At 27.8% G+C, this 22257-nt stretch carries 27 protein-coding genes; 4 read left to right on the top strand and 23 right to left on the bottom strand.

The window, feature by feature from the left end; genetic code table 11:
- Positions 1-12: 12 nt before the first annotated feature.
- The 17 genes from JW646_RS14540 to spoIIIAA all read right to left on the bottom strand — a co-directional run bounded on the left by JW646_RS14540 (position 13) and on the right by spoIIIAA (position 12906).
- Positions 13-825 carry a TlyA family RNA methyltransferase gene (locus tag JW646_RS14540; RefSeq protein ID WP_074915341.1) on the bottom strand — a complete coding sequence of 271 codons (813 nt, stop codon included), beginning with the start codon at positions 823-825 and terminating at the stop codon, positions 13-15.
- Positions 826-829: 4 nt separating this feature from the next.
- The gene (gene dxs / locus JW646_RS14535; RefSeq protein ID WP_074915339.1) at positions 830-2698 is read right to left on the bottom strand and encodes a 1-deoxy-D-xylulose-5-phosphate synthase; all 1869 of its coding nucleotides are present in this window, start codon (positions 2696-2698) and stop codon (positions 830-832) included.
- A gap of 170 nt (positions 2699-2868) precedes the next feature.
- Positions 2869-3306 (bottom strand): divergent PAP2 family protein, encoded by a 438-nt coding sequence (locus JW646_RS14530; RefSeq protein ID WP_074915337.1) that lies wholly within the window; start codon positions 3304-3306, stop codon positions 2869-2871.
- Between the two features lie 9 nt (positions 3307-3315).
- The gene (locus JW646_RS14525) at positions 3316-4203 is read right to left on the bottom strand and encodes a polyprenyl synthetase family protein (protein ID WP_074915335.1); all 888 of its coding nucleotides are present in this window, start codon (positions 4201-4203) and stop codon (positions 3316-3318) included.
- A complete protein-coding gene (gene xseB, locus JW646_RS14520; protein WP_074915333.1) occupies positions 4204-4419 on the bottom strand; it encodes an exodeoxyribonuclease VII small subunit in 216 nt (71 codons plus the stop codon).
- 2 nt (positions 4420-4421) lie between these two features.
- The gene (xseA, locus tag JW646_RS14515) at positions 4422-5627 is read right to left on the bottom strand and encodes an exodeoxyribonuclease VII large subunit (protein WP_228415523.1); all 1206 of its coding nucleotides are present in this window, start codon (positions 5625-5627) and stop codon (positions 4422-4424) included.
- 10 nt (positions 5628-5637) lie between these two features.
- A complete protein-coding gene (locus tag JW646_RS14510; protein WP_228415522.1) occupies positions 5638-6603 on the bottom strand; it encodes an O-sialoglycoprotein endopeptidase in 966 nt (321 codons plus the stop codon).
- Positions 6584-7126 carry a transcription antitermination factor NusB gene (gene nusB / locus JW646_RS14505; protein WP_228415521.1) on the bottom strand — a complete coding sequence of 181 codons (543 nt, stop codon included), beginning with the start codon at positions 7124-7126 and terminating at the stop codon, positions 6584-6586. Before nusB ends, JW646_RS14510 begins: the two co-directional genes overlap by 20 nt.
- A gap of 81 nt (positions 7127-7207) precedes the next feature.
- The gene (locus JW646_RS14500) at positions 7208-7627 is read right to left on the bottom strand and encodes an Asp23/Gls24 family envelope stress response protein (RefSeq protein ID WP_018589769.1); all 420 of its coding nucleotides are present in this window, start codon (positions 7625-7627) and stop codon (positions 7208-7210) included.
- 151 nt (positions 7628-7778) lie between these two features.
- Positions 7779-8465 (bottom strand): SpoIIIAH-like family protein, encoded by a 687-nt coding sequence (locus JW646_RS14495; RefSeq protein WP_074915325.1) that lies wholly within the window; start codon positions 8463-8465, stop codon positions 7779-7781.
- A gap of 19 nt (positions 8466-8484) precedes the next feature.
- Positions 8485-9039: a stage III sporulation protein AG gene (locus JW646_RS14490; protein WP_148556268.1), complete on the bottom strand. Its 555-nt coding sequence runs from the start codon at positions 9037-9039 to the stop codon at positions 8485-8487.
- Positions 9040-9055: 16 nt separating this feature from the next.
- Positions 9056-9562: a stage III sporulation protein AF gene (locus tag JW646_RS14485; protein ID WP_228417393.1), complete on the bottom strand. Its 507-nt coding sequence runs from the start codon at positions 9560-9562 to the stop codon at positions 9056-9058.
- A gap of 69 nt (positions 9563-9631) precedes the next feature.
- The gene (gene spoIIIAE / locus JW646_RS14480; RefSeq protein WP_074915322.1) at positions 9632-10810 is read right to left on the bottom strand and encodes a stage III sporulation protein AE; all 1179 of its coding nucleotides are present in this window, start codon (positions 10808-10810) and stop codon (positions 9632-9634) included.
- Between the two features lie 19 nt (positions 10811-10829).
- On the bottom strand, positions 10830-11204 hold the full coding sequence (gene spoIIIAD, locus JW646_RS14475; RefSeq protein ID WP_228417392.1) for a stage III sporulation protein AD: 375 nt from the start codon (positions 11202-11204) through the stop codon (positions 10830-10832).
- Between the two features lie 24 nt (positions 11205-11228).
- A complete protein-coding gene (gene spoIIIAC, locus JW646_RS14470) occupies positions 11229-11426 on the bottom strand; it encodes a stage III sporulation protein AC (RefSeq protein WP_074915317.1) in 198 nt (65 codons plus the stop codon).
- 9 nt (positions 11427-11435) lie between these two features.
- On the bottom strand, positions 11436-11930 hold the full coding sequence (locus tag JW646_RS14465) for a stage III sporulation protein AB (protein WP_243132840.1): 495 nt from the start codon (positions 11928-11930) through the stop codon (positions 11436-11438).
- A 16-nt stretch (positions 11931-11946) separates the two neighbouring features.
- Positions 11947-12906: a stage III sporulation protein AA gene (gene spoIIIAA / locus JW646_RS14460; protein ID WP_228415520.1), complete on the bottom strand. Its 960-nt coding sequence runs from the start codon at positions 12904-12906 to the stop codon at positions 11947-11949.
- Between the two features lie 150 nt (positions 12907-13056).
- On the opposite strand from spoIIIAA, the gene JW646_RS14455 reads away from it, so the two are divergent.
- Positions 13057-13869: a hypothetical protein gene (locus JW646_RS14455; RefSeq protein WP_074915312.1), complete on the top strand. Its 813-nt coding sequence runs from the start codon at positions 13057-13059 to the stop codon at positions 13867-13869.
- Positions 13870-14127: 258 nt separating this feature from the next.
- On the top strand, positions 14128-14883 hold the full coding sequence (gene yaaA / locus JW646_RS14450; protein WP_148556266.1) for a peroxide stress protein YaaA: 756 nt from the start codon (positions 14128-14130) through the stop codon (positions 14881-14883).
- 49 nt (positions 14884-14932) lie between these two features.
- Here the strand turns inward: yaaA and plsX are convergent, their stop codons facing one another.
- From plsX to JW646_RS14430, 4 genes are all read right to left on the bottom strand, one after another.
- Positions 14933-15964 (bottom strand): phosphate acyltransferase PlsX, encoded by a 1032-nt coding sequence (gene plsX, locus JW646_RS14445; RefSeq protein ID WP_228415519.1) that lies wholly within the window; start codon positions 15962-15964, stop codon positions 14933-14935.
- A gap of 153 nt (positions 15965-16117) precedes the next feature.
- The gene (gene rpmF, locus JW646_RS14440) at positions 16118-16294 is read right to left on the bottom strand and encodes a 50S ribosomal protein L32 (protein ID WP_018589781.1); all 177 of its coding nucleotides are present in this window, start codon (positions 16292-16294) and stop codon (positions 16118-16120) included.
- A gap of 13 nt (positions 16295-16307) precedes the next feature.
- Positions 16308-16835, bottom strand: coding sequence for a YceD family protein (locus tag JW646_RS14435; RefSeq protein ID WP_228415518.1), 528 nt, complete (start codon positions 16833-16835; stop codon positions 16308-16310).
- 198 nt (positions 16836-17033) lie between these two features.
- The gene (locus tag JW646_RS14430; protein WP_074915303.1) at positions 17034-18230 is read right to left on the bottom strand and encodes an acetate/propionate family kinase; all 1197 of its coding nucleotides are present in this window, start codon (positions 18228-18230) and stop codon (positions 17034-17036) included.
- Positions 18231-18615: 385 nt separating this feature from the next.
- Between JW646_RS14430 and JW646_RS14425 the strand changes: the two genes are divergently transcribed.
- Positions 18616-19881 (top strand): nucleotidyltransferase, encoded by a 1266-nt coding sequence (locus JW646_RS14425; RefSeq protein WP_228415517.1) that lies wholly within the window; start codon positions 18616-18618, stop codon positions 19879-19881.
- 116 nt (positions 19882-19997) lie between these two features.
- Entirely contained in the window at positions 19998-21179 is a 1182-nt protein-coding gene (gene ylbJ, locus JW646_RS14420; RefSeq protein ID WP_228415516.1) for a sporulation integral membrane protein YlbJ, read from the top strand.
- A gap of 58 nt (positions 21180-21237) precedes the next feature.
- Here ylbJ and JW646_RS14415 read toward each other — a convergent pair whose 3' ends face one another.
- Together JW646_RS14415 and coaD are read right to left on the bottom strand one after the other, a co-directional pair.
- The gene (locus JW646_RS14415; RefSeq protein WP_074915297.1) at positions 21238-21750 is read right to left on the bottom strand and encodes a hypothetical protein; all 513 of its coding nucleotides are present in this window, start codon (positions 21748-21750) and stop codon (positions 21238-21240) included.
- Between the two features lie 18 nt (positions 21751-21768).
- Positions 21769-22257, bottom strand: a complete 489-nt coding sequence (gene coaD / locus JW646_RS14410; protein ID WP_074915295.1) for a pantetheine-phosphate adenylyltransferase — start codon at positions 22255-22257, stop codon at positions 21769-21771.

Raw genomic sequence — 22257 nt, 5'->3', positions numbered from 1 at the left:
TATCATTACTTGTTATTTATTTAAGTTATGAGATTCTTCTACAACTTCAACTATTTTTTTATCAAAAGATTCTTTGTCAAAAGTAAAGTCATCATTATTGTTTCTTAAATGAATTAAGTATTCTATATTACCTTCTGGTCCTTTTATTGGAGAATAATCAAGATTTAAAATTGCAAATCCATTCTCAACAGCATATGTTGATATTGTCTCTATAACTTCAATATGAACTTTTTTATCTCTTACTACACCCTTTTTACCAACTTTTTCTTTTCCTGCTTCAAACTGAGGCTTAATTAATGCGACTACCTCTCCGTCTCTATTAAGTAATTCTTTTGCTTTAGGTAAAACAAGTTTAAGAGATATAAAAGACACATCTATAGACGCAAAATCTGCAAATTCCTTTGTATCTTCAATTGTCACATATCTTATATTAGTTCTTTCCATACAGACAACTCTCTCATCTTGTCTTAACTTCCAAGCTAACTGTCCATAACCTACATCTATTGAAAACACCTTTACTGCACCATTTTGAAGCATACAGTCAGTAAATCCTCCTGTTGATGCTCCTATATCCATACAAACTTTATCCTTAAGGGTTACACCAAAATATTTCATTGCTTTTTCAAGTTTTAATCCACCTCTACTTACATAAGGAATTGGATTACCTTTTACTAAAATATTAGCCTCTTCTTTAACTTCTGTTCCTGGTTTGTCACATCTTTGATTGTCTACAAAAACAAGACCTGCCATTATAGCTTTTTTCGCTCTTTCCCTGCTCTCAAAATGCCCTTTATCTACAAGTAAAATATCTATTCTTTTTTTCATTATACTATCCTTCTAATAATAAATTTTTTATTCTGTTTGCTATTTGTTCATCTGACATTCCTATTGTTTCAAATAATTGTTCCACATTACCATGTTCAACATACTTATCAGGAATGCCTATATTTTCAACTTTTACATTATAATTATTATCTATTACAAATTTATTTATTCTACTTCCAAATCCGCCACTTATAACATTATCTTCTATAGTTACCACTTTCGAATGTTTCTTCAATAATTCATGCAATAAATCTTCATCCATGGGTTTTAAAAATCTTGCATTTACTATTGTAGGGTTTATATTATCTTTAATAAGTATTTTTCTTGAATTTAATGCTTTTTCAACCATATTACCAATAGCTAATACTAACACATCTTTACCTTGTTCTAATACTTCATACGTTCCTACTTTTATTTTATCGTAAGATCCCTTATCAATATAATATGAATTCCCTCTAGGGTATCTTATAGCTACAGGCCCATCTATCTCAGTGGATAATTCCATCATTAAATCTAACTCTTTTATATCTTTTGGAGCCATTACAATTAAGTTTGGCACCACATTTAAATAACTTAGGTCAAATACTCCATGATGTGTTTCTCCATCATTACCAACAAGGCCCGCTCTATCAATTAAGAAAGTAACATTCTTTTTCGTTATAGATACATCATGTATAACTTGGTCGTAACCTCTTTGTAAGAAAGATGAATATACTGCAAAATACGGCTTCATCCCTTCCTTCGCAAGGCCTGCTGCAAATGTCGTGGCATGTTGTTCAGCTATTCCCACATCATAATATCTATATGGATAAGATATGGCAAAAGTGTTTAACCCTGTACCTGAAGGCATGGCTGCTGTAATAGCCACAATTGTATCATCTTCATCTGCCATACTAACTAGTTTTTTTCCTACATGAGAAGATATGCTTTCTTTTGTAGATGCTTTAAGTCCTTGTTCTATGTTAAACTTAGATACCCCGTGGTATTTATCAGGTGCATGCTCTGCAAACTCATAGCCTTTACCTTTTTCAGTTATAACATGTAATAAAACAGGTCCTTTTTTATTTTTAGCTTTATTTAAAATATCTATTAATTCTTTAATATTGTGACCATCTATAGGTCCATAATATTTAATTCCAAAAGACTCAAATAAATCACAGTCTTGTGGTGTAAATTTGCTTATAATTCCGTCTTTAAACTTATCTGCTGTTTTATATATAAAGTTACCTGTTTTTGTCATAGATAATATTTTTTCTATTTGATCTTTAACTTGATTCGCTTTAGCATTTCTAATAATACTAGATAAATATCTTGACATTCCACCTACATTTTTGTCTATAGACATTTCATTATCATTTAAAATTATTATCATTTTCTTATTTAAATAACCTAAGTGATTTATAGCCTCCAGTGCCATACCTCCTGTTATAGACCCATCTCCTATAACAGACACCACGTTAAAATCTTCTCTCTTTATATCTCTTGCACATGCAATTCCAAGACCTACTGATATAGATGTAGAACTATGTCCTGTGTCAAATATATCATGTTCACTTTCATTTTCCTTAGGAAATCCACTTAACCCATTAAGCTGTCTAAGTGTTGCAAATTCGTCTTTACGCCCAGTAATAATCTTATGTACATAGGATTGATGACCCACATCCCATATTAATTTGTCTTTTGGACTATCGAAAACTTTGTGCAATGCCAAAGTCAACTCAACAACTCCTAAATTTGAAGCTAAATGACCTCCAGTTTTCGAAATAGAGTTTATTAAAAACTGTCTTATTTCTTCTGCCAATTTTTCCATTTCATCTGTATTTAGTTTTTTTATATCTTCTGGAGAATTTACTTCATTTAAATAATTACACATAATTTTCCTCACCTTTATAATGGTCTAATTTATTTTCATTTTGTATTTAAAAATAACTCATACTAAAAAAGCCTTCCACAGAAGACTTTGATTTTTATAGTTTCCATGTATTTATTATAATTTCCTATAAAGCAAAAAAATTATATCATATAATACATTTTTTTTCAATTTTAAGCCATAAGGACTCCAACCACTATACCTAGTATTGCTCCTAATATAACTTCTTTTGGCGTATGACCTACTAACTCTTTTAAAGTTTCATGTTCAATATGTTTTTTATTTTGTAAATCTTCAACTATTTTATTTAAAATAGCTGCCTGCCTTCCTACTGCTCTTCTTACACCGGAAGCGTCATACATTACTATTAATGCAAAAACTACACATATGGCAAATTCAACCGAATCAAATCCTTTGTATATACCAACTATAGTTGATAAACTTGTAACAAATGAACTATGCGAACTTGGCATTCCACCTGACATAAACATTCTTGGAAAATCTACTACCCTTCCTTTTCCTGTGAATATTTTTATAAATTGTGCTAAAAAACAAGCAAATATACTTATCCATAATATATGGTTGTCAAATACTTGTGTAAAAAAATCCATGTGGCCTCCTTAACAATCCCTACTAATTATATAATCTCCTAGCTGATTTAAAAAATCTATTTCCGATGATAAATCATCTATACTAGATTTTCCCTCATCTATTAACTGTCTAGCTATTTGCCTTGATTTTTCAAGTCCTAGTAGTGAAGGATATGTTGATTTGCTGTTTTCTATATCACTTCCAATAGGCTTTCCTAATTTAGCTTCATCTCCAGTTATATCTAATATGTCATCTACTATTTGAAAAGATAATCCAATATTTTTTCCATATTTAGTTACTTTTTCTAATTCTTCTTCGCTAGCTCCACCAATTATGGCACCAGCTCTCATACATCCTATAATCATAGCTGCAGTTTTATTTAAGTGAATAAAATCTAGTTTATCTTTGTCTATGATTTTATTTTCACTTTCCACATCTACAACTTGTCCTCCTATCATACCATAAATTCCTGCATGTTTTGCAACTTCATTTATAGCCTTTAAATATTTATTTGAATCTTTTTTATCTATAGATGAAGACAACATTATCTCAAAAGCATAATTTAATAGAGCATCTCCAGCTAAAGTTGCCATTGCTTCTCCAAATACCTTATGATTTGTAGGCTTGCCTCTTCTTAAATCATCATTATCTAATGCTGGTAAATCGTCATGAATCAAAGAATAAGTATGTATCATTTCTATAGCCACTGCAAAAGGAATAGCATCTTCTTCTTTTCCACCAACTATCTTACAACTTTCTAAAGTTAATATAGGTCTAAGTCTTTTACCTCCAGCTTTTAAACTGTAGTTCATAGCCTGTATTACAGTTTGTTGATACCCTTCTTCTTTTGGCATATATTCATTTAAAAGTGTTTCTATATAATTAATTTTTCCCTTTAAAACATCTTTAAATTCCATTTACTCTTCCCCCATATTAAAATCTTCTTCAATGCCCATTTTATTAAATTTACTTATTTTAAATTGTGCATCTTCTAATAATTTATTACAATGTTTAAATAATTTTATTCCTTCTTCATATAAACTTAATGAATCATCTAAACTAGTATTTTTTGATTCTAATTTCATCAATATATCTTCTAATTTTTCATAAGCTTCTTCGTAAGTAAGTTTCATGATTATACCTCTTTACTATTAATTTTATTTATATTACACTCTAAACTACCGTCTTTTAAAGTTATATTTATATCCTCATTCACATCTACTTCTTTAATAGAATTAATAACTTTATTATCTTTTTCAACAATAGAATATCCTCTACTTATTGTAGCAAGAGGACTTAGGTTATGTAAAAGAGCTGCTTTTTTTGAAAGCTTTTCTTTAGAAGTCTCTAAGTTTTGTTCTAATCTAAAATTTATTTTATCATAAATTTGGTCTAACTGTATAACTTTGTCCCTTATTACATAGTTTTTCATATAATTATTAATTTTTTCAAAGGTATTCACAAGCTTTTCATTATCTAATGTTACTTGATTATTTAAAGACCTATTCATTCTATTTCTTATATTATCAAGTTTATAATAAATTTGTGACAAATCTGGTGTTGCAATTTCTGCTGCTGCAGATGGCGTAGGCGCTCTCATATCTGATACAAAGTCACAAATTGTAAAATCCGTTTCATGGCCTACTGCAGATATTATAGGTATTTTTGATTTAAATACTTCTCTTGCTACTATTTCTTCATTGAAGGACCAGAGTTCTTCTAAAGAACCGCCTCCTCTGCCTACTATTATGGTATCCACATTTTCCATTTTATTAAAAAATTCAATTCCTTCACAAACATCTTTAGCAGATTTTTCTCCTTGAACATTTACTGGATATAGTTTTATATCCACCTTTGGAAATCTTCTTTTAGTAACATTTATAATATCTCTTATAACAGCACCAGTAGGTGATGTTACTATGCCTATAGATTTTGGCATTTTAGGTATTTCTTTTTTATATTTAGTATCAAATAATCCTTCTTTTTTTAGTTTTTCTTTTAATTTATTAAACTCAATATATAAATTGCCTATACCTTCAATTTCCACTTCATTTATATAAAGTTGATAGGCACCGTCTCTCTCATATACAGAAATATATCCTGATGCAATTATTTTAACACCATTATCTAATTTTAAACTTTTATCATAATTACTTTTAAAAATAATACAATTTAATTTTGACTTTTCATCTTTTAAGGATAAATAAACATTACCACTACTATGAACCTTAAAATTAGAAATTTCTCCTTTTACTCTAAGGTTATAAAGAATAGGGTCATTTATTAATATTCTTTTTATATATGAATTTGCTTCGCTTATATCTAAAGCTCTAAGTTTCATACATCCACTCCTAATAATTCTTCATTTTATTTAATCCTATTATAGCACATCCTACACTATTATCTGTTGCATATTCTTTGTCAGTGAAGTAAGCTTTTATACTTTCTCCCTTTAATTTTTTACTTAATTCTTTTTGAATATATTCACTTGCAGACACTCCGCCTCCAAATACAACTTCTTTTAACTCATGCTTTTCACATATGTAAGTTAATGATTTATACATGGATCTAATCAATGTATCTAAAAGAATTTTACTAAGATATTCTTCATTGTAATCGTAAATTATTTTATTAATTTGATTTTCTATTCCAGATAAATTCATATATCCTTCTTTTACACTTGTTTTTAATCCATTTTTGATTTTTTCATTACATTTTAAAGCATTCTCATCTATATATTTTCCACAAGGGAAATTATAATTCAGTCTAACACCTAAGCGATCTATTAACTGACCAAAACTCACATCTAAACTTCCACCTACAATTTCTATCTTATAGTCATTATCTTTTCTTTCTACTAAAAGTATTTCTGTAGTTCCACCAGACATATGAACTGCTAAAAACTTATCTTCATTTTCCAAGTTTTTATTAAATAGGCTTGCTTCTATATGATTTTCTTGATGAGTGGTTTCATAAAAAGGACAGTTATTAATGCTACTTAGTAATTTTGCAAAATTATATCCCACAGAAAAAACAGGCATATAAGAACTATCAACTGGTCTTGGTTTTGTTGATACACATATACCTAAAATATTATAATTTTTTAATTTATTATTTATTATTTGTGATAATTCTCCCATATTATTTACATGTTGAAAAACTGCTTCACTTTGTCTAAGACCTTTATTGTCTTTTTTTACTTTTAATATTATTTTTTCATTTAATACAATCTCTTTATTTAAAGAGATAGCTGCTATAGATGTTGTATAGCAGCTAGTATCAAATCCTAATATAATATTATTGTTCTTTCGTGTCATTAACAACACTTCCTAATATTCCGTTTATAAATTTAGGAGATTTATCGTCACAATATAATTTTGCTAAATCGATAGCTTCGTTTATTGAAACCCTAATAGGTACTTCTTTGCTCATGTATACAATTTCACAAATTGAAAGTTTTAATATTGCTAAATCTACTTTTGCTATTCTATTTAGAGACCAATTTAGGGCATGTTTTGTTATTAGCTCTTCTATATCATAGCAATGTTCACTTAGTTCATTACAAACTCTTTTCATATATTTCATATCTATTGCGTTGTTCATATTTACACGCTCTAAATCAACACAATTTTCATTTGAGAATTGTAATAATAATTCTTCATATCTATTTATTATGTATTCTTCGTTATTATTTAAAAAATCTTCAAAATAATTATTTATATCTTGTAAATCACCTTCTAATATATCTATTTGATAAATTAATTTCATTAAATATTCTCTACTTGTTATTTTTCTAGCTTTTTCAATATAACTTATTTTGCTTACATTGTCGTTTTTCATTCTTAATGAACCTCCTTCAGTCTTATTATTTACCACTTAAGCAATAAAAAACCCTCTGATTTTCAGAGGGCTTTATTTAATTTATTTAGTGATTTGCTTAGATTCTTCTTTCTTAGCTTGTTTTGCTAATTTAGCTTCTTCTTTTTTAGCTTGCTTTGCTAGTTCTTTTTCTTCTTTTTCTTTCTTGAAGCTAATTTCTTGAACTTGTATATTCACTTGAGAAACTTCTAATCCAGTCATTGTTTCAACTGTATTTTTAACATTTTCTTGTACTTTAAGTGATACATCTGGTATTGACATACCATATTCAATAGTTATAACTACATCTAAAGTAACTTTACCGTCTTCCATTTGGATTTTTACACCGTTGTTTTTAAGTAATTTATCTGTTAATGAAGTTATTGTCTCTACACCTTCTACTTCTAAAGCAGCTAATCCAGCTATTGTAACTATAACATCATTCGAAATTTTAACTTGCCCTAAATTATTGTTATTTTCCATGAGATTGTTACCCCCTGTATTAAGGTTTTTATAATTATATATTATCATAGCAAATTATAGTCAGTTTTGCAAGAAAATACCTCAGCATTTTCTGAGGTTTTAGTGATTATATATTATTATAACCTAAAAGTAGTAATTTAAAATCAATTTATTACTTTTGACTATAACTATTCATTAATTTAATTTTATCGTAAGATACTCCAGCTTGTTGTGCTACTAAGTCAAATATTCTTGCTGCTTCACTCTTTGACAAATCTTGTTTGTTTACTACTACATTCACATTACCTTCACCTATGTATACTAAAGCATTTTCAAATCCCTTAGCACTTAATAAATTTTCTATTTTTAATTCAGTTTCTTGATATTTAACAAGTTGAAGTTTCATATTGGATGCTTCTTCTCTTGATTTATCTGTAGTAGAAGGATTATTTATTATTTCATTTAATTCTTCTGATAAATCATTTCTTTGTTTTTCTCTTGTCATTTTCATATCAAGAATATATGTAGACTTGTTCATGTTTTCCTTTGAAGTCAATTGTTCTTCTATTTCTTTGCTTGTTTCCACTGCTTTATCTTTAACTTCATCACTTTCACTATCCTTACTATCTACAACAGTTATTTCTGCCGTCTCCTTACTATTTTTTTCATCCTTATCATTATTTGCTGTTTTTGTTTTATCCGTATTTTTATCTTGCTGAGCCTGTTCATAAGCCTCAAATTCTTTAGACACAGTAAGTGCTGATTGTTTACTTAACTGATAATTTATAACCCCAACAGCTATTAACATTGTAGATAATGCTAATACAACAAAACCTCTATTTTTAAAATTAAATTTCATTTTTATCCTCCACCCCTTATTATTTAGCGTATATCTCTACTTGATGACCTGATATTTGTAGAGATGTTTTAACTGCATCATACAACAATTCCTTTACAGCTTGATCATTTGCTCCACTTGATACTACTATCACACCTTTTATTTTAGCTTCAGATGTTTTTAATACTACTGGGTCATTTGAATTGGATGTGATCATTGTTTTATTTTCTGTTGAACTAGTAGTTGTCCTTTCCCCTCCAGAAGAATCTTGTTCTTTAGTGGTTTCTGTTGTTGTATTAGAATTGTATGCTGGAACAATTTCTTCGCTAGATTGGAAAGTAATCATAACATCCACATCTCCAGCTCCATTAATTTTACTTAGTATTTGGGTCAATTTACCTTCTAAATCTTCTTTTTCAGCTTCAGCAGCAGACGTTTTAGTTTCGGGCTCCGTACTAACATTTGATTGTTCTTTTTTTCCATCTGGCATTACTGATATGACTATAAGAGCTAATATACAAATTCCCGCCAAAAAAATTAATGGTTTCAATTTCTTTTTTTCCATATCATTGAATAATTCGTTAATTTTTTTCAACTTACCCCAACTCCTCTTAATCAATTTCTATATCCTCAATGGATACATCTAGTACCTTTATTAAGTCTTCTTTTAGTTTACTTTCTTTTAAGTTCAACTCATTTTTACTTCTAAATACTTCTTCTTCTTTTGTGTCATTAGATTGTATGTCCTTATTATTGTCATTATTACTGTTTTTTTCTTTTATTTTTATAGTTTCAATATCTGATCCATTAATTTTTAAGTCTTCTAATTCATACCCGTACTCGTCTAATTTGAGTTGTAACACACTTTTAAGACCATCTTTATATCCTTTGCTTAAGTTTTCATTGTTTGTTTTTCCTGCTAAATCATTATAACTATCCACATACATTTTTGAGTAATCACCCATTTTTTTTAATATTGTATCTTCCAATGACATGTTACTAGAAAAAAAACCTACTACAGGACTTATTATCATAAATACGAATATAAAATTACATACCAAATTTATATATGGCTTTACTTTAGTGTTTGGTAAAATCATATCTACCATATTAATAATAAATGCCCCTACTATAATCGATATTATCCATTCCTTTATACTAGCAATAATATATCCCTCCCTTTTACTTTAAGTTGCTACTGCACTTATGGAAGTTAATATAGCTATGGTTACAAAAAACATTATTGTTACAGCAATAATTGTAGCCAAAATTATTATCATTAAATTTGATACTTCATTTAAGAAAGATGATATGTTATCTTCTCCGATAGGTTCTACTACTATGGCACATAATTTATATACAAGTATTACTGATAATATTTTTATTATTGGTATTAAGCACAATCCTACTAAAATTACTAACCCCACTCCACCAAATACATTTTTTATAAGTTGAGATGATGATAGCAATATATCAACAGAATCTGATACAAATCCTCCAACTACTGGAATAAAGTTTCCAACAGCAAATTTAGCTGTTTTTACTGTAAACTTATCAAAGGATGTGACATATAAACCTTGTATGGATACTAATCCAAGGTACAAGGTAAATACAGCTCCTAAAGTCACTACATTAATTTGTTTGATAAACGATGATAATCTATTTAATTTGATATTATTAGTTACCTTATTTATTACTAATATGGCAAAAGCTAAAGATATGGCTACAAATATAAATTTTTTAAATACAATATTTATAGCTGCAATTCCTCCAATAAAAATTGGATTTAAGGCTGTAGATGTGATTGGAAATCCTACTAAAACTAAAAGTGAGATCATTATTGGTATAATTACATTAACAAGTCCTATAATACTTTCTATAGTGGCATAACATAACGCCAATATGTCTTTAAAGCTTACAAGAGTTAATGTTACTACAGTTATAAAAACTATATAATTTGTTACTGTACTAATACTTGATGATGAAAAAGAATTTTCTAAACTTTTTATTATGGATGATAATAAAGCTAAGACTAAAATGCTAACTGCAATTTTAATACTAGTTTTTATTTCTGAAAAAACTGCTGATTTAATTTTGTTTTTATCAAATAAGTCTAGTATATTTGCTTTTCCCCCTATCAAATCTTTTATATATTCTTTAAGATTTATGTCTTTTATTACGTTATCTTCTTTTACGTATCTTTCTATTTCATCTATGTTTATTTTACTTAACTGATTATCTATATATAGATCTATGTTATTTTTAGTATCCTCATATTCTTCATCATTGTTCTTGTCCTGTGCAAATGATGCAGATGTTAAAGAGAATAAAATAATTAAAACAAGACCTAAAATTTTGTTTTTCATAATAAATCATTCTCCTACTTTAAATTAAACTTATTATTGTATCTACAATGGATAAAAGTATAGGAAATGACATTGTCATAATGATTATTTTTCCACCAAACTCTAACTTAGTCGCAATGTTTTTTTCCCCACAATCGTTACAAAGAGAAACAGCAAATTCTATAATATAACAAATACCAATCAACTTAATTATTAAACTTATGTACATGGTTGGAATATTTACCTTATCAGCTAAGGACTGTATTCCTTCAATTATAAAATTCAATTTCATAACAACAGATAATAATATTATCACTCCTGCTGTTATGGCAACAAAATTCGCCATTTCTGGTCTATCTTTTCTTATGACTAAACAGAGTATGGTAGAAACCATTGAAATTCCAACTAATTGCATAACTTCCAAAGTATCTCCTCCTCTTTAGTAAAGTTGAAACATTGTTCTAACTGTATTGAATAAATCACTAATTTCTGTTATGACTAATCCTAAAACAATCACCACACCTACAAGTGTTGTAAGTGTTGCCCAATCCTTTCTATCTACTTTTTCTAAAATCATGTTTAATACTGATATTAAGATACCAACACCCGCCACTTTTAATATCAATGCTATTTCCATATTAACCTCCTAAATTAAAATTATTCCTATACAAATGCCTATAAATGTTATTAGCTTTTTATAAAGTGAACCCTTTTTAAAAATTTCTTCTTTGCTATCACTAGTAAATTTTTTTAAATTTTCACAAGTTAAATCTATCAATCTTTGTTGTGATTCTACATCACTTTGTCCCAAAGTTAAAAATAATTTTTTTAACTCATCTATTTCTTTGTTTTGTAAATTTGTCTCTTTCTTTAGTTTTATAATGTTTTTACTTAGCATTTCTTCTAAAGTTCTGCCATCTTCTTTCTTTAAATCCTCTTGCATATTTTTGCAAAAACCACAAAGACAATAATCTTGTTTTAATGATGCTCTATAAAAAACTTCTTCTAATGTGTATAACCCAAAAGCCAAATCCATTCTGATTATTTCTAATATCCTAATAACTTCATTTAATTCCTTATGTCTTTTAATAAATGCTTTATGTATAGTATCACCTATAAGATAACTGGATCCTATTAGCATCCCTATGAAAAATATTTTAATTTGCAAAGTACCATCTCTTTTCTTGTAAATCATATATTTTTTCTACTGTTCCTGGTCCCCTTTTTGCAGAAAGTAAAATAACCTTTTTAAATAATTCTTCATCTAATAAATTATTTAGTTCTTTTTTGTTTCTTATATCTTCAATGGAGTCTCCATGTACTGTAGTTATAAGCCCCACACCTCCATTTAAAGCAGTATATAAAGCTTTTATATCCTTTTCCGTGCCAATTTCATCTGTTATTATTACATTTGGTGACATTGATCTTAAAACCATCATTATTCCCACATCCTTTGGGCATGTCTCTATAATGTCTGTCCTAATTCCCACATCCATTTGGGGTGTTCCCAAATAAGATCCTGCTATTTCGTTTCTTTCATCTATTAAAGCAACATTTACACCTTTAAAGTTGTATTTTTCAGTCCCATTACTTAAATTCCTTACTATGTCTCTTAAAAGTGTGGTTTTGCCACACTGAGGTGGTGATATTATTATGGTATTATTTATTTTAGTAGGACTTTTTATAATGTGATCCATAACTTTATCAGAACAGTCTTTAACTTCCTTGGATATTCTTATATTTAAAGAAGATATATGTTTTAAATTTTCAACTTTTCCATTTTCAACTATGGCTTTTCCAACTATACCTACTCTATGTCCACCTCTTAAAGTTACAAATCCCTTTTTTATATCATCCATAAATGAGTGAATCGAGTATTTGCATATAATTTGAAAAGTTTGTTCTACATCTTCTTTAGTTACTATATAAGCCTTGTCCATATTTAAGTCTAATTTATTGTATTTTTCATTGTAAAAGTAATCTTTCTGGTTTCCGTTAATTATCAAAGGTTTGTTGATTCTAAGTCTTATTTCTTCAATATTCTCTCCTTGAATCGTTTTAATTTTATTCCTTAAATTAAGAGATAATGAATTAATAATTTCATCAGATAATTTCATCACCTTGTCCTCCTCTCTTGTTTATAATATTTATATTTATTAGATGTGTTAAATATTACTTTTAGAACAACTTTTATGTTCTTGAATCTGTTGACATTCTTATAAGCTATGATAGTATTTAATAATAATCAATTAACTTAAGGAGGCAAAATGATTTATTTATCATTAAAATATAGTATTCTTATCACTTTATCCGTTACAGGAGTTTTTCTTGCTTTTGGATATATTTATAGCCTTATTGAAAAAAGAAATAGTTTATATATATACTCAACTTTTGGCAGTAAAGGAATTTTATTTACTGGTGTAATAGGTACAACGGTTCATGAAATTGGTCATTTAATTATGTGTTTAATATTTCATCATAAAGTAGGTGATTTTCAATTATTTAATTTTAAAGGATATAAGCATGAAGAGACACTTGGATATGTTTCTCATAGATACAACGATAGAAGTTTATATGAGAAGGCAGGAAACTTTTTTATCGGCATAGGACCCATGATATCTGGTACTTTATTTATAATTTTTTCTTTTAAATTATTACTACCTTCTATTTATGAAAGTATTAATATTAGTAGTTATTTTACTCACTTATCTACAGTAAATATTGAAAATACCATTTTTTTATTACTATCTTTAAGTAAAAATTTATTAATTTCTATTTTTAATATGAATAATTTGAGTAGTATTAATTTTTATATTTTTATTTACTTAATGTTTTGTGTTTCATCACATATCTCCTTAAGTAAGAAAGATTTTGAGAATAGCAGTGTTGGTATACTATCATTGTTTTTAATTTTCTTTGCAGTTTGCTTAATTAGTATTTTTTTAAATTTGAATTTAAATTACTTATTACTAATTTTCATGAATATAATAATATATATAATATTTTTCCTAGCATTGGGATTGGTATTTTCTCTTGTTTCACTTTTTATTTCTTATTTTATTTACAAAATAAAAAGATAAATATTTTAAAATCCATTGATTAATAAAATAAAAAACCCTTAGACAATATTTGCAAAGGGTTTTTTATTTGTTCAAATTTCTATACTCCATATAAAATTTAACCATTATTAACAAAAAATGTAAAATATATTTCTCATGTAAAATAGTTTCTTTTTTCATAATATAAAAATAGTTGTAGTACAAATTAATTTTTTTATATTTGTATGATATAATTGTGAATACATAAAAACAATACTTAAATTATTAGGAGGCAAAAGTTTGATATCAATTATTTCACCTGCCAAAAACATGCGAAATATTAAAATTAATAATATAATTCCTAAAACTATAGGGAAAAATAGATACTTTACAAAGGAAACAAAAGAAATAGTGCAAGTATTAAAGTCTTTAAGCCCACATGATATACAGTCTTTAATGAAAGTTAATGAAAAAATAGCATTTCAGTCTTATGCATATTTTCAAGATTTTAATTTCCAAGAAGGAGGCGTATGTGGTCTTTTAGCTTATGATGGTTTAGTTTTTAAAAATATAAATTCAGAAGATTTTTGTCTAGAAGATTTTGAATTTGCTAATAATCATATAAAAATTTTAGACGCATTTTATGGTGTGGTAAATCCTTTGGATGAAATTTTACCCTATAGACTAGAAATGCAATCTCCCATAAAAATCCACGACAAAAATCTTTATAAATTTTGGGATAATAAAATATATAATAAACTATATAGTGAAGATAATGTGATTATCAATTTAGCTTCTGAAGAATATGCTAAGACCGTAAGAAGATTTTTAAATGAAGATGATATATTTATCGATATAGAATTTAAAGTCCATAAGGACGGAAAATTAAAGACTCTTGCAACATTAGCAAAAATGGCTAGAGGACAAATGATAAAATATATAGTTGAAAATAAAATTAATAATCCTGAAGACTTAAAAAACTTTAAATTTAATAATTATAAGTTTGCTAACAGTTTATCCACTAGTAGAAAATTTATTTTCATTAAAGAAGATTAAAATAAAAAAACTTCCAAATTAATTGGAAGTTTTTTATTTTAATTTTTTATTAGTTTTCTTCTTTATTTTCATTGGATTTTTCATCTTCTTTTTTTTCTTGTAAATATGATTCTATATCTTCTACCACATTACCATTTACAAAGTGTATAGCTTGATTTATAGCATTTTTTATAGCCTTAGCATCTGAGCTTCCATGGGCTTTTATTACTCCACCTTTTACTCCTAAGAAAGGCGCTCCACCATATTCAGAATAATCCATAAATGCTTTTAGCTTTCTTAAGTCTTCTTTTATTAATAATGCTCCAAGCTTTCCTTTTGTACTGCTCATTAAAGTTTCCTTCATAAGCTTCATCATTCCCATCGCAACACCTTCACAAGTTTTTAACATTATATTGCCTGTAAAACCATCACAAACTATTACATCAGCCTTAGATGCTATAACATCTCTGCCTTCCACATTACCTATGAAGTTTAAATCCATATTTTTTAATTCTTCATAAGCAGTTTTTACTAGCTCATTTCCTTTTCCTTCTTCAGATCCGATATTTGCAATACCAACTCTTGGATTTTCCATATTTAACACTTTTTTAAGATAAATATTAGCCATCATTGCAAACTCACTTAAATTTCTAGACTTACAGTCTGCATTAGCTCCACCATCCGCTATTATAGTCATACTTCCTTTTATATTTGGCATACAAGGGCAAAGACAAGGTCTGTCTATTCCTTTTATTCTTCCAACCACTAAAGTAGCTCCTGTAAGTAAAGCTCCCGTACTACCTGCTGATACTATAGCGTCGGCTTTCTTTTCTTTCACTAAATTCAAACCTACAACCATAGATGAATCTTTTTTTCTTCTTATTGCTTGAACTGGTTTATCTTCATTTTCAATAATTTCCGTAGTATGCACTATTTCTAATTTACTTCTATCAAACTCATATGATGAGAATTCTTTTTCAAGGATTTCTTTATCTCCTGTAATTACTATTTCTACATTATATTCTTTTATAGCATCAACAACTCCACCTACTATGGCTTTAGGAGCATTATCTCCACCCATTCCATCTACTACTATTCTCATAATTACCTCCTCGTATATTTATGTATAAATTTATATATAACTACAAAATATTATTAGTATTTTACAGTAATTATTTTATTTTTTCAACTTCATTTATTTTTATATTTTAACAAAAAAACATGTAGATTACTCTACATGTTTTTAAAAATATCATTATTCAGATACTATTTCTTTACCTTTGTAATGTCCACAATCTGGACAAACTCTATGTGGTAATTTTGGTTCATGACATTGTGGACACTCTACGAATCCTGTTGCTGTCATTTTTGAGTTAGCCGCTCTTCTCATTTTAGTTTTTGATTTAGCTGTTTTACGCTTAGGTACTGCCATTTAAGCCACCTCCTTAGTCATTTTTAAATAAATCTTTTAATTTAGCAAAACGTGGATCTATATCATCCTCGTCATTGGCAATTTGGCTACATGCACAAGTTTCCCTATTTAGGTTAGCTCCACAATCGTGACAAAGGCCTTCACAGTCGTCTTTACAAAGAGATTGTGCTGGTAAATTAAAAATTAATGTTTGTCCTATTACGTCAAGTAAATTTACTTCATCACCGTCAATAATAAAAGCATCACAATCTTCAAACTCATCTTCGTCAAAATCTTCTTTCACTAAGAAACCTTCTATAGCATATTCTATTGGTACTTTAACTTCATCTAAACATCTAGCGCAATTGTCTATCATTTGGAAACTAACATTAGCATCTAAATAATATCCTTTATTAGTTCTAGATATTTTACCTGTTAGGTTTAACGGTGAAGCTATTTTATATGTGTTCTCACAATAATTAATAGTATCAATTTTTTGTGAAAAATTCAAGTCTATTTTATCAGTTTCTTTTCTATCTAACTTATCTAGACTAATTATCATACTTTCACCTCGTTATATTACCAAATTTATTATACAAATCTAGTCAATGTTTGTCAAGTATTTTTACTTGATAGTTAAAAATAAGATTTTAATATTTTATCTGTAAATATCTTCAAAATATGTTGTTAAAATTATTTTAAGGTAGGTCAAAGCCTACCTTAAAATTTATAATACATTTATAAATAACATATTTTATAATTATTTAACTAATGTTAAAGTATCTCTAGCTATCATTAATTCTTCGTTTGTAGGTACTAATAATATTTTAACTGCAGAATCTTCTGTAGATATTACTCTTTCTTTACCTCTAACTTTGTTAGCTTCTTTATCTAACTTCATTCCTAAGAATTCCATGTTTGAAGCTATAGATTCTCTTATTTCTATTCCGTTCTCACCAACACCAGCAGTAAATACTACAGCATCTACACCGTTCATTTCAGCCGCATAAGAACCTATATATTTTTTAACTTTTTGTACATATGCATCTAAAGCAACTTGCGCTTTTTCGTCACCTTTTTCTGCTGCACCTTCTATATCTCTAAAGTCAGAAGATATACCAGTCATTCCATATACTCCTGATTGTTTATTCATTATTGCATCTAATTGATCAGCATTTAAGTTTTCTTTTCTCATTAAGAATGGTAATATAGCAGCATCTATATCTCCACATCTAGTTCCCATTATTAAACCTTCTAATGGAGTGAATCCCATAGAAGTATCTACACATTTACCACCATCAACAGCAGCTATAGAAGCTCCGTTTCCTAAGTGACAAGTTATTATTTTAAGATCTTTTATGTCTTTTCCTAACATTTGTGCAGCTCTTTGAGATACATATTTATGAGAAGTTCCGTGGAATCCATATCTTCTTACACCGTATTTAGTGTATAACTCATGTGGTAAACCATATAAGTAAGATTTCTTAGGCATTGTTTGATGGAAAGCAGTATCAAATACAGCTACCATTGGTACTCCTGGAAGTATAGCTTTACAAGCATCTATTCCCATTATGTTAGCTGGGTTATGAAGTGGAGCTAAATCTATACACTCTTTTAAAGCTGCTTCTACTTCATCAGTTATAACAACTGATGTTGCAAATTTTTCACCAGCATGAACAACTCTGTGTCCTACTGCTTCTACTTCTTTAATATCTTTTACACCACCGTAAGTTGAGTCAACTACAGCATCTAAAACTAATTTTATAGCTTCTTCATGGTTTTTCATTGGTTGTTCAACTATGTATTTACCTTCAACACCATCTTTTTCTTGCTTAAGTATAGAACCTTCTATACCTATTCTTTCTACTAATCCTACACATAATACTGCTTCATTTTCCATATCTATTAATTGATATTTTAATGAAGAACTACCACAGTTTAATACTAATACTTTCATTATTAGCAATCCTCCTTAAAAATTTAAAAATTTTCCTTAAATTAATATTCAAAATGACTATTTAACTTTATATTGTCAATCATAATAAATATAACACCTTTTTAATTAAAAGTACATACTATTTATAAAAATATCCTAGTATGTAATATTTAAATATTACGATATATCTCTTTTATATCATTATTTATTTGGTATAATAGATAATTAATTAAATTTAACTTTCAAAATAAGATGTCTTACTTATTATTCATATAATAAAACATATTTATGTGCCTTAATAACACATTTTATATTATTCTATTATTATTAAGTATTTCCTCTATTTTTGTCAACTTAAAAAATATAACATACTATTATGTAGTAAAATTACTAAAAGGAGCATTGTATGAACTTATTAGGATTAATCGTTGAATACAACCCATTTCACAATGGTCATAAATACCATTTAGAAAAATCAAAAGAAAAAACAAATGCTACTCATACCATGGCAATAATGAGTGGTTCTTTTTTACAAAGAGGAGAACCTGCTTTGTTTGATAAATATACAAGAGCTGAAATGGCCGTAAAAAATGGTGTAGATTTAGTAATAGAGCTTCCAACTCTATACGCTTGCCAAAGTGCGGAAATCTTTTCACATGGAGCTATAAGTATTTTAAATTCTCTTAATTGTGTTAATTCAGTTTGCTTCGGTAGTGAAGAAGGTAGCGTTGAAATTTTAAGTACCATAGCAAAAATTTTAGTTCAAGAACCCGAAGAATTTAAATCAGCTTTAAAAAAACATTTAGACGATGGTCACGTTTTCCCTTTGGCAAGAAGCAAAGCTTTATTTGAATATATAAAAGCGCAAAATCTTTTACACTTAAACGAAAACCAACTTCAACAAGTTTTGAATTCTTCTAATAATATTTTAGGTATTGAATATATTAAAAGTTTAATTAAATTAAGCAGCAATATTAAGCCTTATACTATTACTAGAATTGCTTCCGAGTATAATTCTAATGATATAAGTAGCAATATTTGCTCAGCTACAGCTATTAGAAATGTTCTAAGAGAGGGGGCTAATTTAAGTCACATTGAAAATGTTATCCCAAAATCAACCTTCAATGAAATAAATAGTAAAATTGATAACAATTTCACACCTGTATTTGATTATATGTTTTATAATATTTTATCATCTATCATCATTAGAGATTATGATAATTTGCATAGTTACTTCGAAGTAAATGAAGGTATAGAAAATAAAATTTATTCAAATATATTTACCTCTTCTAACTTAGAAGATTTAATAAATTCAACAAAATCAAAACGTTACACTATGACTAAAATAAAAAGAACTTTAAATAATATTTTATTGGGCATTACGAAAGAAGATGTTATAAGGGTAAAAGATTTAAATTCTGTTCCTTACATTAGGGTTTTAGCTTTTAATAATAAAGGCCGTGAAATTATAAAAAAAATCAAAACTTCTAGTGATGTTGAAATTATCACTAAGTTTTCAAAAATAAGTCATATCGAAGACTCAACATTTAAAACTCTTATTAAATATGACTTAAAATCTAGTAATATGTATAATCTTGTTTATTATAAAAATAATAAACATTTATTAAAAGGACCAATGGATTATTATTTATCACCTAAATATTTGCCATGATTAAAGAAGAAAAGGACTTTATTTATAGTCTTTTTCTTTTTTAGTTTCTGAATTTTTCATATTTTACTTTTAAAATTAATATAATACCTTAAAGTCTTTATTTGTTAGGTGATTTTATGAACATATATAAATTAACAAAATATTTTTTACCCAAAGTTATAGTTTTATTATTAATTATTGGGATTATAATTTTTCCCAACGATTCCATTGAAGCTGCAGCCAATGGAATACATATATGGGTTAATATATTAATGCCCTCTTTACTACCTTTTATAATAGGAGCCAATTTAATAGTTTCTTTGAGAGTAGTTGATATTATAGGCGCTATTATAAACCCCATAACCCAACTTGTTTTTAATATATCCGGCAAAAGCGCATTAGTTTTTGCTATTTCAGCTGTATCCGGTTATCCAGTGGGAGCTAGACTTGCCTCTGATTTAAGGTTGAAGCAAGATATTTCTCAATATGAAGGTCAAAGATTAGTATCGTTTTGTTCTACATCTGGTCCTTTATTTATAATCGGTGCCGTTGCTGTTGGAATGTTAAAGGATGCATCCTTAGGATATGTAATGCTCATTTGTCACTACTTAGGTGCCATAACCGTTGGATTACTTTTTAGAAGATACGGAAATGAAAAAAGAGGAAGATCAAATATAACAATAGTTAATAATATAAAATACATAATTAACACCCCTGAAAAAGACGGTTTTTTTATTTCATTTGGAAATGCTGTTATAAGTGGTGTAAATACTTTATTAGCAGTTGGTGGTTTTGTAATAATTTTTTCTGTAGTGTTTAAAATACTAACTTTATTCAATGTAATAGATGGAATATCTTCAGTAGTCTGCTTTTTATTATCATTCTTAGGCATAACAAAAGAAGTTTGCTCTGCTTTTATTAGCGGGTTATTCGAAATAACCATCGGTTGCAATAACATAGCTAATATTACATACATTCCTGAAGCAATTAAAGCTAGTTTATGCAGTTTCATTATAGGTTTTAGTGGTTTATCTATATTAGCCCAGTGTTGTAGCTTTATAGCTAAAACAGACATCAATACCAACATTTACATATTCAACAAATTTTTACATGGCACATTTGCAGCTTTATATACTTTTTTACTTTATCCTTTAAGCAAAAATTATTTGCCTGTTTCAAATTTTTCATCAATTTATAATTCTGTTTATAATAATAACGTTTTAAATCATTATTTTTATAACTTCAAAATATTTCTAATTATAACTGTAATTATTTACATAATATTTAATCTATACTTTTTATACATAACAAAGGATTAATTGAAAAGAATTAATTTATAAAATAAGGAAAGCTCCCAATTTACTGGGAGCTTATTTTCTATTCTTCTCTTAATTCTCTTTTATTTCTTTTTACAATTTCCAAAGTTTCAATTAAATTTTGTTCAACAGAACTTATAACATCTTCTGCATATTCAATAGAACCTTCCCTAATCTCAAGAGCATATGACTCTGCTCTACTTATAATTTCCGAAGCTCTTTCTTTTGCTCTTTCTACTACTTCATTAGATTCTACAATATCATCAAATTGTTGTTTAAGATTTTCTTCGAACTGTTCTCCTTGTTTAGCCTTAATTTGAGCTTCCTGGTTAGCTTGTTCTATAATTTGTTCTGCTTCTGCTTTTGCTTCTGTTATTATTCTTTGTCTTTCTCTATTTATCCATATTGCTTGATTTACTTCTTCTGGCATTAATGCTTTGATATCATTAATAATAGCAAGAATTTCTTCTTTATCTATACTAATTGATTTCCTTGCAAGCCCTTTAAGTGGTGCATTTTCTATTAATTCCTCTAGCTCTTGAAATAAATCCATAATTTCTAAATCTATTTTCATACTAATCCCCCTAAATTACTATTTCGTCTTGTTTTCTATAGCCTCTATGACTTCTATAGGCACTAAATTTTTAACATCGGCTCCAAAGTTTAAAACTTCTTTAATTAGTGACGAACTTACAAAAGAGTACTGTTTGTTAGTTGGCAAAAATATTGTTTCTATATCGGGATTTAATTCTTTATTCATATGAGCCATTTGAAGCTCATAATTAACGTCATCTTCACTTCTTACCCCTCTAACTAAAGTATCTATTCCATTTTCTTTACAATAATTAACCAATAAGCCTTGGAATTCAATAACTTTAATATTATTTAATCCTTTTGTGCAAATCTTAATTAACTCCACTCTTTCTTCTAGCGTGAAAAGCCCCTTTTTATTAGGATTTATAAGCACTCCTATTTGTAATTCATCAAATAATTTGGCAGCTCTAAAAATTATATCTAGATGTCCATTGGTAATTGGGTCAAAGCTACCAGCAAATATTGCTTTACGCATTGGTTTGTCCAT

The organism is Terrisporobacter hibernicus, assembly GCF_020809405.1.
GTDB lineage: Bacteria > Bacillota > Clostridia > Peptostreptococcales > Peptostreptococcaceae > Terrisporobacter > Terrisporobacter petrolearius.
Note: the sequence above shows the minus strand (reverse complement) of the source record. Positions and strands in the feature narration are given on the sequence as shown.